Source organism: Algoriphagus kandeliae (assembly GCF_004571135.1).
Classification (GTDB): Bacteria; Bacteroidota; Bacteroidia; order Cytophagales; family Cyclobacteriaceae; genus Algoriphagus; species Algoriphagus kandeliae.
In genome coordinates, this window is the sequence record NZ_SPSB01000005.1 from 18422 (window position 1) to 32466 (window position 14045).

12 protein-coding genes are annotated in these 14045 nt (G+C 41.0%); 11 read left to right on the forward strand and 1 reads right to left on the reverse strand.

Annotated features, from left to right (window positions below; all coding sequences use genetic code 11):
* Positions 1-17 precede the first annotated feature (17 nt).
* The 4 genes from E4S40_RS15975 (at position 18) to E4S40_RS15990 (ending at position 3959) form a co-directional block, all read left to right on the forward strand.
* Positions 18-734 carry a LamB/YcsF family protein gene (locus E4S40_RS15975; protein ID WP_135076567.1) on the forward strand — a complete coding sequence of 239 codons (717 nt, stop codon included), beginning with the start codon at positions 18-20 and terminating at the stop codon, positions 732-734.
* Positions 728-1420 carry a 5-oxoprolinase subunit B family protein gene (locus E4S40_RS15980; protein WP_135076570.1) on the forward strand — a complete coding sequence of 231 codons (693 nt, stop codon included), beginning with the start codon at positions 728-730 and terminating at the stop codon, positions 1418-1420. The genes E4S40_RS15975 and E4S40_RS15980 overlap by 7 nt, the downstream gene beginning before the upstream one ends.
* Positions 1417-2289, forward strand: coding sequence for a 5-oxoprolinase subunit C family protein (locus E4S40_RS15985; RefSeq protein ID WP_135076573.1), 873 nt, complete (start codon positions 1417-1419; stop codon positions 2287-2289). The genes E4S40_RS15980 and E4S40_RS15985 overlap by 4 nt, the downstream gene beginning before the upstream one ends.
* Before the next feature lie 158 nt (positions 2290-2447).
* Positions 2448-3959 carry a DUF4301 family protein gene (locus tag E4S40_RS15990; protein ID WP_135076576.1) on the forward strand — a complete coding sequence of 504 codons (1512 nt, stop codon included), beginning with the start codon at positions 2448-2450 and terminating at the stop codon, positions 3957-3959.
* 105 nt (positions 3960-4064) lie between these two features.
* Here the strand turns inward: E4S40_RS15990 and E4S40_RS15995 are convergent, their stop codons facing one another.
* The gene (locus E4S40_RS15995) at positions 4065-5222 is read right to left on the reverse strand and encodes a THUMP domain-containing class I SAM-dependent RNA methyltransferase (RefSeq protein WP_135076817.1); all 1158 of its coding nucleotides are present in this window, start codon (positions 5220-5222) and stop codon (positions 4065-4067) included.
* Between the two features lie 159 nt (positions 5223-5381).
* Between E4S40_RS15995 and E4S40_RS16000 the strand changes: the two genes are divergently transcribed.
* The 7 genes from E4S40_RS16000 (at position 5382) to E4S40_RS16030 (ending at position 14032) form a co-directional block, all read left to right on the forward strand.
* Positions 5382-6767: a 3-keto-disaccharide hydrolase gene (locus tag E4S40_RS16000; RefSeq protein WP_394345429.1), complete on the forward strand. Its 1386-nt coding sequence runs from the start codon at positions 5382-5384 to the stop codon at positions 6765-6767.
* Positions 6768-6778: 11 nt separating this feature from the next.
* Positions 6779-8128 (forward strand): Gfo/Idh/MocA family protein, encoded by a 1350-nt coding sequence (locus E4S40_RS16005; protein ID WP_135076579.1) that lies wholly within the window; start codon positions 6779-6781, stop codon positions 8126-8128.
* Positions 8129-8235: 107 nt separating this feature from the next.
* The gene (gene uxaC / locus E4S40_RS16010) at positions 8236-9675 is read left to right on the forward strand and encodes a glucuronate isomerase (RefSeq protein WP_135076582.1); all 1440 of its coding nucleotides are present in this window, start codon (positions 8236-8238) and stop codon (positions 9673-9675) included.
* Positions 9676-9677: 2 nt separating this feature from the next.
* Positions 9678-10496 (forward strand): SDR family oxidoreductase, encoded by an 819-nt coding sequence (locus tag E4S40_RS16015; protein ID WP_135076585.1) that lies wholly within the window; start codon positions 9678-9680, stop codon positions 10494-10496.
* 26 nt (positions 10497-10522) lie between these two features.
* Positions 10523-11701, forward strand: a complete 1179-nt coding sequence (gene uxuA / locus E4S40_RS16020; protein ID WP_135076588.1) for a mannonate dehydratase — start codon at positions 10523-10525, stop codon at positions 11699-11701.
* On the forward strand, positions 11694-12254 hold the full coding sequence (locus E4S40_RS16025; protein WP_135076591.1) for a sugar O-acetyltransferase: 561 nt from the start codon (positions 11694-11696) through the stop codon (positions 12252-12254). Before uxuA ends, E4S40_RS16025 begins: the two co-directional genes overlap by 8 nt.
* Before the next feature lie 2 nt (positions 12255-12256).
* Positions 12257-14032 (forward strand): acyl-CoA dehydrogenase, encoded by a 1776-nt coding sequence (locus E4S40_RS16030; protein ID WP_135076594.1) that lies wholly within the window; start codon positions 12257-12259, stop codon positions 14030-14032.
* Positions 14033-14045: the final 13 nt, after the last annotated feature.

Sequence of the window (14045 nt, forward strand, 5' to 3'; positions counted from 1 at the left end):
ATTTTCTAATTTAGAACATGAATCAAATTCACTTGGAAATCAATTGTGACCTTGGTGAAGGAATTGCTCATGAAAGTGAAATTATTCCCTTTATCGATGCAGCAAGTGTGGCTTGCGGTGGACATTATGGGAATGAGGAAACGATCCAAAAAACGATTTCAGCCTGTGCTTCTTTGGGAAAGAAAGTCGGTGCCCATCCCTCCTATCCAGATCGTGAAAATTTTGGCAGAAAATCCCTATCCATTTCCACAGTATCTCTTTTGGATTCAATTCATCGACAAATTGAGCTTTTTCTAAAAGTTGCAAATGCTACTGGAGCTCAAATGGACCACATTAAGTTTCATGGGGCTCTCTATAATGATGCTGCAGCCAAACCGGATTTAGCACAGGCACTTTGTGAATTTATTTCGGAGAATTACCCGAGTACCTCATTATTTGTACCTCCTCATTCCACCATTGAACAAATTGCCAAAGAAATCGAAATGCCTATTCGGTTGGAAATATTTGGAGACAGGGCCTATACTGACGCATTGCAGCTTGTATCCAGGAATGACAAGAACGCTGTATTCACAGATTTTGAATCCATTTCTTCTCACCTGAATTCCATTCTAGAAAATTCACAAATCAAAACGCAAAGTGGAAAATTGATTCCAATACATGCCGAAACCATCTGTTTTCATGGCGATAATCCTGGAATTTTAAGCTTTTTACCACAAGTCCGAAAAAGATGGTGAAATTAATCCCAACACTTAAGAAAATTACTCCGACTTGGTGGGAAATTCAATGGAAAGAGGAGCCATCTGAACAACTACTCAAAACACGTATAGCAATCAATGAGTGGCTGACCGATCAGTACGGAAATGATTTGCTGGAAGTCAGGCAAGGCTATCAATGTTTATCCTTAATCTGGAACAAGCCACCCTCTCCGGAATTTAAATTATCTCTTCCTTCTATCATCCCTATTGAAAACAAGGAAATATCAACTTGGAAAATACCTGTTTGCTATGGAGGCAAATACGGGAAAGATTTAAAGAGGCTTTGCGAAGAAAAAGGGATCCCCGAAATCGAATTTATTGAACTTCATTCAAAAACCTCCTATAGGCTTGAATTCTACGGTTTTTTACCAGGTTTCATGTATTTGTCAGGTTTAGGAGAATCAATCTGTTTTCCCAGAAAACAGTTTCCTGAACGAGTCGTGGAAGCAGGTTCGGTAGGAATTGGTGGAAATCAAACCGGGATTTATCCCATAGATAGCCCAGGTGGTTGGCAACTTATTGGAAGGACTCCTGTTTCGGTATTTTCTCCATTTGACTCCCCCCCTGTACAACCTCAAGCTGGAGATCATATCCTATTTGTCCCAATATCTGAGGATGAATTTGAGCAATTGAAAAATGAAGCTCCTTCACTCAAAAAGGTATGAGCAAAAAGCAGTCATTTATTCAGGTAATCAAAACAGGCCCGGGAACGAAAATTCGTGATCTGGGAAGGATGGGCTATGCTAAATATGGAGTACCTCAAAGTGGGCCTGCCGATCTTCAAGCTTTGGTATGGATTAATCATTTATTAAAAAACCATCCAAATGACGCGGTTCTTGAAATCACCCAACCTGGGTTGAAACTTCAGTTTGAGTCCAGATCTACGATTTGTCTTGCTGGAGCAAAAGCGGAAATAAAATTGAATGGAGAGCTTGTGAATTCTTCCGGCATCTTGGAAATTCCACCTCTTTCAATACTTGAAGTAGGAAAATTTCAATTAGGGTCCATTCTTTATTTGGGAATTCATTTGGGTTTTCAAACCCCGGTTCGCTTAGGATCAAGAAGCTTTGCGAGGGGAATTACAGATCAGGAATTTATCAGATCAGGTGATCAAATCATTTATTTTTCCTATTCTGAAAAGTCTCCTTCAAAACTCAATAGTCGGGCAAAATGGGATTTGGAATATTTAAAATCAGAAAAAATAAAAGCCTATACCGGCCCGGAATTCGATTTACTTTCTGAAGATCAAAAACATCAGATCAAAAACCAGAGGTTTACCCTATCCCAATTAAAAAACGGGATGGCTGTTCAATTGGAAGAACTTATCCTGAATGAATTGGGAAGTATTTACACAGCACCTGTATTTCCTGGAACGGTACAATTGACCCATGGCGGCAAGTTAATCTGCTTGCTTCAGGACGCACAGGTGACGGGGGGGTATCCACGAATCCTTCAGATTCACCAAGATGATTTGAGAATACTAGCCCAGAAAAACCCCAATCAACAGATTCGATTTCAGCTGATTAAATCTTAAAATCGTTTGAAATAGAATTTATTTATCCAGAGAATAAGTACCAATTGAACCTTTCTTTAAATCCGTTTAATGATATTTTTTTGAAAAAACCAGCTTCTGATTTGAGCAAAGGAAGATAGACTGCTATCTTGAAAGGAACTTTTGAAACCCTAATTTCCATGAATGCAGAATTGATAGAAAAAATCAAAAAACAGGGTATGGACCCTGAACTTGTTCTCCAGCAAATTGAGAATTTCAAAAACGGCTTTCCATTTTTAGAAATCACTGGGCCAGCTACTCCAGGTCATGGAATCCGGATAATGGAGGAAAAGGATTTGGAGCATTTTCATCAAACTTATCCTGAAAAAGCCTCAAAAATTGAAGTGGTCAAATTTGTTCCTGCCTCAGGAGCCGCTTCCCGAATGTTTAAGGATCTCTTTGCTTTTTTAGATGGAGACGGTGACTTAAGCAAAAGCAAATTCGTCCAAAAATTCATGGACCAAATTGAGAAATTTGCATTCTTCGACGATCTCGATGAGGTTTTAAAAAGCCGTGGAACAAGCATCTCAGATTGTTTGGATAGAAAAGATTACAAGGAAATTTTAGCGGCTCTTTTATTGGAAGACGGATTGGGATATGGGAGTTTGCCAAAAGGCCTTCTCAAATTTCATCGTTATGAAAACGATACGAGAACTCCTGCCTATGAACATTTGATCGAAGGCATGCAATATGCAGTAGGTAAGGATAAAAAAGTTAAAATTCACTTTACCGTTTCTCCTGAACATGAAGAAAAGTTCAGAGCGGAAATTGATGGAATTGTTCCAATTTTAGAAGAGGAGTCGGAATTCACTTTCGAAGTCAGCTACTCTCAGCAGAAAAAATCCACAGACACCATCGCTGTGACCATGGATAATGAGCCATTTTTGGAAGAAGATGGTAGCATTTTATTCCGACCAGCCGGACACGGAGCTCTTTTAGAAAACCTAAACGATATCGATGCTGATTTAATCTTTATAAAAAACATTGACAACGTAGTCCCAGATCGATTAAAAGGACCTACCAAACAATATAAACAGGCCATTGGCGGGCTCTTGTTAGAAATTCAAGAAAAGGTTTTCGACGCACTCCGTCAGCTCGATGAAGAAATATCAAGCGATAGTATTGCCAATGCTAAAAATGTATTTGTAGATGACTTGGAAGGAAAACTTCCATCGCATTTTGATACGCTGCCATTGATGGAGCAATATCAATTTATCAAAGGCAAATTAGATCGTCCGATCCGTGTTTGTGGTATGGTAAAAAATACTGGGGAACCCGGAGGTGGTCCATTCTGGATTTTAGAAGACGATGGTTCTCAATCTTTACAAATTCTCGAAACCGCTCAAATCAACTTGGCTGATCCGGATTCTGAGCGACATCTTCAAGCTGCGACCCACTTCAATCCCGTGGATTTGGTTTGCGGAACTCGTAATTACAAAGGTGAGAAATTTGACCTGCTCAAATTCCGAGATATGAAAACAGGATTTATCACTGAGAAGTCAAAAAGTGGACGGGAGTTGAAGGCTTTGGAACTTCCAGGACTATGGAACGGATCCATGTCAGGCTGGAATACCCTATTTGTGGAAGTTCCGCTCATCACTTTCAATCCTGTCAAAACAGTGAATGATTTGTTGCGAGATGAGCATCAATAAAAGAAAAGTTATCTTTTAAAAACTCTCTTTCAAATTGAGCGGAGTCGACATTTAGTCGATAAAAAAATTACAGGCTTCGACTCCGCTCAGCTTGACAGATTAATTTTATTTTTTTCCTTCGTATAGCTCATATTTCAGAAGTCGGCAATCAATGGTACCATTCCAAAATTCAATTCTCCGACTTACTCTTAATCCTACTTTTTTGGCAAGCTCCAAATTTCCAGTAAAAATATACCCACGATAACCTGCACATTTTTGCTTTAAAAAATCACCAATCCGCTTGTAGGTCTCAGCCAACTCCTCCACTTCTCCTAAGCGCTCTCCATATTCAGGATTGAACATGATTACTCCTCTGGGTTTCTCAGGGATTTCTGTTTCAGCAAAATCACAAACCTGAAAATCAATCAAGTCCTCCACTTGAGCAATAGCTGCATTTTCCCTTGCAAAAGTAATTGCTTGTAAAGAGATGTCTGAAGCTACGATTTTCACTCCAGGATTTTCGATAATCTTATTCCGCAACTTTCGCATCTTGGCTTCATAAGCTTCTGATGAATAGCCTAGAATATCCATAAATGCATAATGATCGCGGTAAAGTCCAGGATATCTATTAGAAGCCATGAGGGCAGCTTCGATGGCCAATGTTCCGGATCCACACATGGGATTGATAAAAGGAACTCGGGTATTCCATTCAGTGGCATAAATAGTCGCCGCTGCCAAATCCTCCATCATGGGAGCCTTTCCGGGAATTTTTCGATAGCCATGTTTGGCCAAAGTTTCCCCCGTGGTATTCAAATAGATTTGAGCGTGGGTATCTTTCCAGTAAATCTGGACAACCAATCCTTTGTACTCTGAACCTGAATCAGGTCTTCTTCCAAATTTTTCACGAAAGCGGTCAACAATGGCATCTTTTACCTTTACATTGACGATTAAGGGTGTGCTGACCGATTCGTTTTCGACCACAGAATTAACAGAAAAATACCCATCCACATCCAGATACTCTTCCCAAGGCAAAGCTTTGATTCGCCGATAGATATCTGAGGCATTTCTGAGGTAGATTGAACGAATCTCAAAAAGAACTTGAGAGGCTGTCCGAAGATGAAGGTTTAAATCCATGCAATCTTCCAAGGAAGCGGTAAGTTCTACCCCAGTTCGATGGATTTTATCAGGAAAAAATCCAAGGTCTCGAATCTCCTGCTCCAAGTAAGGGACCGAACGGTCCTTGCAGGTTACGAATACCGTTCTTCGTTCATTGAAATCAAGCATGCGCAAAAGTAGATATTTCAAAAGAAATAATTTTCTAACCTCCCATTTAAAGAATTTATTCTGGAAAGATCGCTGACGATTCCTTATCTTGAGAAGGTCTTTATCGGCAAGTACCACCTAGATTATTCCCTTTAACAAACCCTAAAAAACCTACACCTTATGATACGGATGCGATTTCTTGTCTCCTTATTTTTAACCCTGATAATTCTTGTGTCATGCCAAGGACCTAAAGAAGATCAGTCCGATGGATGGAGACAATTATTCAATGGAAAGGACCTTTCTGGTTGGAAGGCGGTAGCAGGAGACGCCACCTTTTCAGTAGAAAATGGAGAAATCATCGGAACCGCTGTAGAAGGTTCTCCTAATACCTTCCTGATTTCTGAAGAGGCTTTTGGAGACTTCATCTTAGAACTTGAACTGAAAGTTGAGCATATTTCATCCAACTCAGGCATTATGGCTAGAGGACAATTCGATCCTGCTACTAGAGATGGAAAGGGCTTGGTTTATGGATACCAGATAGAAGCCGACCCAACCGATCGCGCTTGGTCAGGTGGAGTTTATGATGAGGCTCGCCGGGGTTGGCTATATCCTTTGGATTTAAATCCAAAAGCAAAGTCAGCATTCAAACTTGGAGAATACAATAAGTACCGAATTGAGGTAATTGGGGATGAAATCAAAACCTGGGTAAATGGTCAGGAAGTCGCCTATGTCGTGGATGATATGGACCCAAAAGGCTTCATCGGACTGCAAGTACATAGCATACAAAACCCAGAAGATGCTGGGAGAAAAACTTATTTCAGAAACATTCGAATCAAAACCGAAAACCTGGATCCAAAACCATTCAACCAAGACATTTTCGTAGTCAATAATCGAAAGAATGAATTGATAGATTACGAGATAGCCCACGGGTGGAGATTGTTATTCAATGGAAAAGACTCTGAAGGCTGGGTTGGTGCTTACAAAGACTCCTTTCCTGATTTTGGCTGGAGCGTCACCGATGGCATTTTATCCATAGCCTCTTCCGGAGGCGAAGAATCAACTTTTGCGGGTGATATTGTGACAAAAGAGAAATTCAGCGCATTTGATTTAGCTTTTGAATTCAACCTTTCAGAAGGTGCTAATAGTGGTGTGAAGTATTTTGTCACATTAAGTGAAAATAATTCCGGATCTGCTATTGGCTTGGAATATCAAATTTTGGATGATGAAAGACATCCTGATGCAAAAATGGGAAGAGAAGGTAACCGAACCCTTGCTTCCTTATATGATCTTATCACGGCACAAAAGCAAAGTCGATTTGTCAAAAAACCAGGAGAATGGAATAAAGGAAGAATTGTAGTATATCCGGACAATAAAGTGGAGCATTATTTAAACGGAGTAAAAGTCCTCGAATATGTCAGAGGCTCTCAAGAGTTCCGGGACTTGGTAGCCATCTCAAAATACAAGATTTGGGAAAACTTCGGCGAGGCACCTGAGGGACATATTCTTCTCCAAGATCATGGGGATCAAGTCAGCTTCAAAAACATCAAAATCAAAACCCTAAACTAACCTGGCAAATCATGAGCAAGCAATCCAGAAGAACCTTTATCAAGAAAAGTACAGCAGCAGGAATCGGAGTATCCGCATTAGGTGCAATCGGTTTTTCAGCCAAATCTTATGGAAGAATCCTCGGTGCAAATGACAGACTGAATGTAGCTATTGCCGGGTTGGGAAGAAGATTAGGAGCTTTTTATGAGCCTATTGGTTTGAAATCTAGTAATGTCCAACTTCTCTATTTATGTGATGTCATGGACAAGCAATTGACTCGAGCTGCAGAAAACTTTTCTAATCATATCGACTATCAACCTAAGCTTGAAAAAAGTATACTCAAAGTATTAGAAGACAATGACTTAGACATATTAATTAATGCTACTCCAGACCATTGGCATGCTCCAGGAACCTGGCTTGCTTTGGACCATGGAAAGCATGTCTATGTAGAAAAGCCTTGTTCTCACAATCCCCGAGAAGGAGAGCTTTTGATTGCGCTTCAGAAAAAATATGGGAAGGTTGTTCAAATGGGAAACCAACAACGATCCGCACCTGAAAGCCGCGAAATCATCAAAGCCATCCATGATGGAGCTATTGGCAAGACCTATAAAGCAGTTGCCTTTTACAGCAATGCTAGAGGAAGAGTTATAAATCCATCTCCTGCCCCTATTCCAGAAGGATTGGACTGGGAGCTTTTCCAGGGACCTGCTCCCCGAAAACCCTACATGCACGATACATGGGACTACAATTGGCATTGGTATGGATGGGATTATGGCACTGCGGAAACGGGCAATAATGCTACCCATGAATTAGATGTAGCCCGTTGGGCCTTGGGAGTTACTTATCCAAGCCATGTAATGGTTGATGCAGGAAAATATCATTTCGTCGATGATGGATGGACCATGTATGATACGATGGAGGCCACTTTCAAATTTTCTAATGGATCAACCATTGTTTGGGATGGCAAAAGCCGAAACAATTACAACACCTATGGAGCCGATCGAGGGACTATCATCTTTGGTTCTGAGGGTAGTGTTTTTGTAAATCGAAACGGATATAAACACTATGATCGAAGCGGAAAACTCATCAAAGACAGCTCTTCAGCTGGAAATGAAGCCGGTACTGCTTTGGGCGGTGGCGGAGACATGAGTACCCGCCATGTGGTAAATTTCTTCAATGCGGTTAGAGGAACAGAAAAACAAAACTCCAACATTGAAGAGGGAGCCATTAGTACTTTGCTCTGTCACCTTGCCAATATTTCTTATCGCACAGGCGAAACCCTTGCCTGCGATAGTTCAAGCGGTCGCATTACCAATTCCAAAAAAGCAATGGAACTTTGGTCCAGAGAATATGAAAAAGGTTGGGAACCTCCGAAAGTCTAAATCTTAAAGAGGCCGTATTCACATAAGAAAACGGCCTTTTTTGAGTCCAACAAGATATTATTGAGTCAGAAATAACTATGAGCTGATACCTCAAAAAGCATCTACTTATGAGTCAAACCTCATCCCAAAAATCATTTATTACAGAGGATTTTTTGCTTCAATCAGAGTTTGCCAAAATACTCTATCATGATTATGCGAAAGATCTTCCCATCATAGATTACCACAACCATCTCCCTCCACATGAGATTCGCTCCAACCGACAATTTGAAACTATTTCTCAGGCTTGGCTAGCAGGAGATCATTACAAGTGGAGAGCCATGCGAACCTTGGGAGTTTCTGAAAAATATATCACTGGAAAAGCATCTGATAAGGAAAAATTCGAGAAATGGGCTTTCACTGTTCCATACACTGTTCGAAATCCGCTTTTCCATTGGACTCATTTAGAATTACAGCGATACTTCGGGATTGAAGAATATCTCTCCGAGAAATCTGCCACGGCTGTTTATGAAGCTTGTAATCATAATTTAACCAAGGAAGAATACCGAACATGTGGATTATTGAAAAAAATGAAAGTGGAAGTGGTATGCACCACGGATGATCCCATAGACTCATTAGAAGATCATCTAAAATTCCATCAAGAAAATTCAGAACTACTTATGTTTCCGGCATTTCGACCGGATAAGGCCTTTGCTGTAGAAAATCCAGAAAGCTATAACCAGTATCTTTCAAGATTAGAGCAGACTTCCAACATTTCAATAAAAACCTACGATGACCTTTTGGAAGCTCTTAAAAAGCGAATCGAATATTTTCATCAATCAGGATGCAGGCTGGCTGACCATGGTTTGGAGCAATTGTATTTCTTTGAAAAAGAGGAATTTAATATCGAAGAGTTATTCAAAAGAGTTCATTCCAATAAAAATTTAAATACCCAAGAAATTCAATTTTTCAAGTTTAAAATCCTTCAAGCCCTTTGCAGAGAATACCATGCTAGAGGGTGGGTTCAGCAGTTTCACTTGGGAGCCATTCGAAATACCAATACTCGTAAACTTACTGAGCTTGGACCGGATACGGGGTATGATTCCATTGGGGATTTTGACCAAGCGAGGGCTTTAGCTGGTTTTTTAAATTCCCTCGATCAAAGTGACCAATTATGCAAAACCATCCTTTACAATTTAAACCCAAGAGACAACGAGGTTTTTGCGACGATGGTAGGAAATTTCAATGATGGAAGTGTGAAAGGAAAACTCCAGTTTGGTTCAGGATGGTGGTATTTGGATCAAATTGATGGGATGGAAAAGCAACTCAATGCCCTATCCAATATGAGCCTTTTATCCTGCTTTATTGGCATGTTGACTGATTCTCGAAGCTTCCTTTCATTTCCAAGACATGAATATTTCCGTAGAATCTTGTGCAACCTAATCGGAGCGGATGTAGAAAAGGGCCTTTTACCAGCTGATGAAAAATGGCTAGGCAAAATTGTATCAGATATCTGCTACTTCAATGCAAAAAATTACTTTGACTTTTCACCTGATAATTTCCAAGTTTAACCATGAGTTCTAACCTATTTGACCTATCAAACAAGCGGATTGCATTTTCAGGTGCGACTGGAGTCTTGGGAAAAGCCATCAGCCTACATTTAGCAGCAGAAGGAGCCGAATTGGTAATTCTGGGAAGAAATGCTTCCAAAATCCAACAACTGATTGAAGACATTCAGAATTCCGGAGGGAAAGCTTCTGGATATATTTGCGATGTAACTGATTGGGAAAGTGTCTCCCATGCTGCCTGTCAAATTGAGGCAGACCATGAATCTATCGATGTACTAATTAATGGAGCAGGAGGAAATATGCCAGGAGCGGTAATTCGACCGGATCAAGATTTTCTGGATTTAGATCTTTCTGCCCTGAAGGATGTCATAGATTTAAATTATCTCGGATCGGTCTTGCCAGTGAAAGCTTTTCTTCCTTTGATGCTAAAAAATCAAAGTGGAAATATTCTAAATATTAGTTCCATGGCAGCTTCTCGCCCCATGACGCGAGTAATGGGCTATGCCTCTGCCAAAGCTGCTATCGATAATTTCACCAAGTGGCTTGCAGTAGAACTTGCCACTAAGCACGGCCCTGCATTTCGAGTGAATGCATTAGCACCGGGCTTTTTCCTAACCGAACAAAATAGAGCCTTGCTTACTGAGACGGATGGATCTTTGACGACTCGAGGAAATCAAATCATTACCCATACTCCCATGAATCGCTTTGGGAATCCTGAAGACTTATTGGGTGCCGTTCAATGGCTTTGCTCAGATGCTTCGGCATTTGTCACCGGGACAATTGTGGAAGTGGATGGGGGTTTTAGTGCTTATTCCGGCGTTTAATCATTTGCCTAAAAAAAGAAAAACCTATGACACCAAGAATGGAACAAACCATGCGCTGGTACGGGCCGAATGATCCGGTCAGCCTTCGGGATATCCGCCAATCAGGAGCTACCGGCGTAGTTACCGCCCTTCACCACATCCCAAATGGAGAAGTTTGGTCAGTTGAAGAAATAAAAAAACGAAAAAGACTCATCGAAGATGCTGGCCTGACTTGGTCGGTAGTAGAGTCTGTTCCAGTCCATGAACAGATAAAAACCCGTTCTGGAAACTATGCCCAATTGATTGAAAATTACCAACAAACCATCCGGAATTTAGCTTCTGAAGGGATTTTCACGGTTTGCTATAATTTCATGCCGATTTTGGACTGGACTCGTACAGAATTGTACAAAGAACTTCCAAATGGAGCCAAAGCACTTTACTACGAAAAGAAAGCCGTTGAAGCTTTCGACCTTTTCATCCTAGAAAGACCCGAAGCATTTAAAGAATATAGCCAAGAAGAAATTCAAGAACTGAGAACCTATTACGATGCATTGACTCCTGAGAAAAAGCAATTAATCATCGATAATATTTTGAAAGGTCTTCCAGGTTCGGAGATTGGATACACATTGGATGAATTCCGAGAGATGCTCAAAACCTATGATGGGATTGACGAAAAAAGACTTCAGGAACATTTACGGCTATTTTTGGATGCAATAATTCCAGTGGCCGAAGAAGTCGGAGTCTTCCTAACTATTCATCCTGATGACCCTCCATTTTCGCTTTACGGCCTTCCTAGAATCGTATCAACAGCTACGGATGCTAGGAGAATTATCCAAGATAACCCAAGTCCCCACAATGGACTTTGTTTTTGTACCGGAAGCTATGGGGTCCGTCCTGATAACGATCTCGTGGCCATGGTTCGTGAATTCGGCGACCATATCAATTTCATACACTTAAGAAGTACCAAGCGGGATGCTGAAGGCAACTTTATGGAAGAAAATCATTTGGATGGGGATGTACCCATGGCCGCAGTCGTTCATGAATTGCTAAATGTTCAGGAAAAACGAGGAAAGCGAATCCCTATGCGACCTGATCACGGTCATCAAATGCTGGATGATTTAGGAAAAAAAACCAATCCGGGCTATTCCGCAATTGGAAGATTGAAGGGGTTAGCAGAAATAAGAGGTTTAGAAGAAGCTATTCTATACATGAAATCCCATGACTGAAAAGGAAAAAATGATCGCCGGCCAATTATATCAAGCTGGCGATCCTGTTTTAGAGGCTGAGCGAACTCAAGCTCGCAAACTTTTGAAGAAATTCAATGATTCAGATCCTGAGGAAAAAGAATTTCGGAAAAGCATTCTTGGAGAATTATTGGGTAAAACCGGTGATAACTTGTGGATAGAGCCTCCCTTCTACTGCGATTATGGGTACAATATCAGCTGCGGGGACAATGTCTTTTTTAATTTCAATTGTGTGATTTTAGATGTGGTTCCTGTTAGTTTCGGTGATCGGGTTTTAATTGGCCCGAATGTTCAGTTTTACCCAGCAACCCATCCTCTTGATGCAAAAACCCGTGGAGAACTATGGGAATTTGGAAAGGAGATCAAAGTAGGATCAGATGTTTGGATCGGAGGAGGAAGTATTATCTGTCCTGGAGTTTCTATTGGAGATCGGGCAATTATTGCAGCAGGTACAGTAGTCACTAAAGATGTTCCTTCAGACGTGATATTCGGTGGAAATCCGGGTAAAGTAATTCGTGAAAATAAATCCTTGTAGCAATGACTCCATTTTATTCCAAAAAAGACCTTTTCTTCCAACTTTTTGAACATTTGGGAGTAGGAGACCTCAATCGGTTTCCTTTTTTCAGAGATCATAATCAGGAGACGTTTGAATTGGTTTTGGATGCAGCTGATCAGATAGCCCACAAATCCCTTCGTCCACTATTAACAGAGATGGACCGACAGGAGCCTACACTCGAGAACGGTCAAATTAAAATTCACCCAGGCATGAAAGCCATTGTGCAGCAATTTGGGCAGGATGGTTGGATCAATGCTACCTTTCCATACGAAGAAGGAGGACAGCAATTACCTTGGACAATTCATCTGGCAGCTGGGTACATTTTACAAGCGGCAAATTATTCAGCATCAGTTTTTCCCTTTCTCACCACAGGAGCGGCTAACCTCATTCGAACTTTCGGAAGCAATGACTTAATTCAACGCTTCACTCCTTCCATGTATAGCGGAGCTTGGCAAGGGACTATGGCCTTGACAGAACCTGATGCGGGGAGTTCACTTTCTGATTTAACCACAACTGCCCATCCAACATCCGAATCAGGAGTTTTCCGTATCAAAGGTCAAAAAATTTACATATCATGTGGAGACCATGATGCCTGCGAAAACATCATTCACTTGATGCTTGCTCGAATCGAAGGAGCTCCAGCAGGCACCAAAGGTATTTCTTTGTTTGTCGTTCCTAAAATCATTCCCGAAACCAATAAACCCAATGAAGTTTTCACTGAAGGTTTATACCACAAAATGGGATACAAAGGTGCTCCTATCGCTCATCTTATGATAGGTTCGGAAAAAGGAGCTTTAGGATACCTGGTCGGTGAGGAAAATCAAGGACTCAGGTATATGTTTCAAATGATGAATGAGGCTAGAATTGGAGTTGGGATGAATGCAGTAGCAATTGCTCAAGCTGCGTTTCAATCCTCGCTTGCCTATGCAAAAGAACGACCTCAGGGAAGAAAACTTTCAGAAAAAGACCTTTCCAAGCCTCAGGTTCCTATAATTGAGCATGCAGATGTAAAGCGTATGCTACTATTCCAAAAAAGTATCGCTGAAGGTTCCCTGGCGCTTTTACTTTTCAGCTCCAAATTAATGGATGAGTCTGTTCATGAGGCAGACCTTATCATCAAAAAGCAAAAGCATGCCTTATTGGAGTTATTAACTCCAATCGCTAAAAGCTATCCTTCTGAAATGGGGATTCTTAGTACTTCAGCGGCTGTTCAAGTCTTAGGAGGAGCTGGATACACCCAGGATTTTCCAGTGGAACAGTATTACCGAGAGGCACGGATCCACCCGATTCATGAAGGCACGACCGGAATCCATGGATTGGACTTATTGGGCAGGAAAATCTTTTTAAATGATGGACTGGGCTGGAAGGTTCTCTATCAGCATATAGAAGAAGATTTAGAAAAATATGAAGGCCCTGAAGATATCCGGACTCTATTTGAGGAAGCTTGGAAGGAAGGACAAAATGCTGCTGCCACCATCCTCCAAAAAGCTCAGGAGGGACCAGAGAAATTCTTAGCTGATGCCACCCTTTTCTTGGAATTATGTGGAATCCTCTGCGTAGGGTGGATGTGGATTAGACAGGCACATATAGCACATGGTAATCTCAAAAAAGAAAATGCAGATACTGCGTTTTTCTCTGGAAAAATTGAAACAGCGAGGTATTTCATGGAATATGAGTGCCCAAAATTATTCGCGATTTCAAAAAGAATTCATTCGGAATCCTACCCTACCCTTGAAATGCGTGATTATTGGTTTTGACATATCCTGAATA

What these genes read in the sequence shown, in the direction of transcription:
- E4S40_RS16015 (WP_135076585.1), top strand. Translation starts at nt 9,678, where the DNA reads ATGAGTTCTAACCTATTTGACCTATCAAACAAGCGGATTGCATTTTCA.
- E4S40_RS16005 (WP_135076579.1), top strand. Translation starts at nt 6,779, where the DNA reads ATGAGCAAGCAATCCAGAAGAACCTTTATCAAGAAAAGTACAGCAGCA.
- E4S40_RS15980 (WP_135076570.1), top strand. Translation starts at nt 728, where the DNA reads ATGGTGAAATTAATCCCAACACTTAAGAAAATTACTCCGACTTGGTGG.
- E4S40_RS15975 (WP_135076567.1), top strand. Translation starts at nt 18, where the DNA reads ATGAATCAAATTCACTTGGAAATCAATTGTGACCTTGGTGAAGGAATT.
- uxuA (WP_135076588.1), top strand. Translation starts at nt 10,523, where the DNA reads ATGACACCAAGAATGGAACAAACCATGCGCTGGTACGGGCCGAATGAT.
- E4S40_RS16030 (WP_135076594.1), top strand. Translation starts at nt 12,257, where the DNA reads ATGACTCCATTTTATTCCAAAAAAGACCTTTTCTTCCAACTTTTTGAA.
- E4S40_RS16000 (WP_394345429.1), top strand. Translation starts at nt 5,382, where the DNA reads ATGATACGGATGCGATTTCTTGTCTCCTTATTTTTAACCCTGATAATT.
- E4S40_RS15985 (WP_135076573.1), top strand. Translation starts at nt 1,417, where the DNA reads ATGAGCAAAAAGCAGTCATTTATTCAGGTAATCAAAACAGGCCCGGGA.
- E4S40_RS15990 (WP_135076576.1), top strand. Translation starts at nt 2,448, where the DNA reads ATGAATGCAGAATTGATAGAAAAAATCAAAAAACAGGGTATGGACCCT.
- E4S40_RS15995 (WP_135076817.1), bottom strand. Translation starts at nt 5,222, where the DNA reads ATGCTTGATTTCAATGAACGAAGAACGGTATTCGTAACCTGCAAGGAC.
- E4S40_RS16025 (WP_135076591.1), top strand. Translation starts at nt 11,694, where the DNA reads ATGACTGAAAAGGAAAAAATGATCGCCGGCCAATTATATCAAGCTGGC.
- uxaC (WP_135076582.1), top strand. Translation starts at nt 8,236, where the DNA reads ATGAGTCAAACCTCATCCCAAAAATCATTTATTACAGAGGATTTTTTG.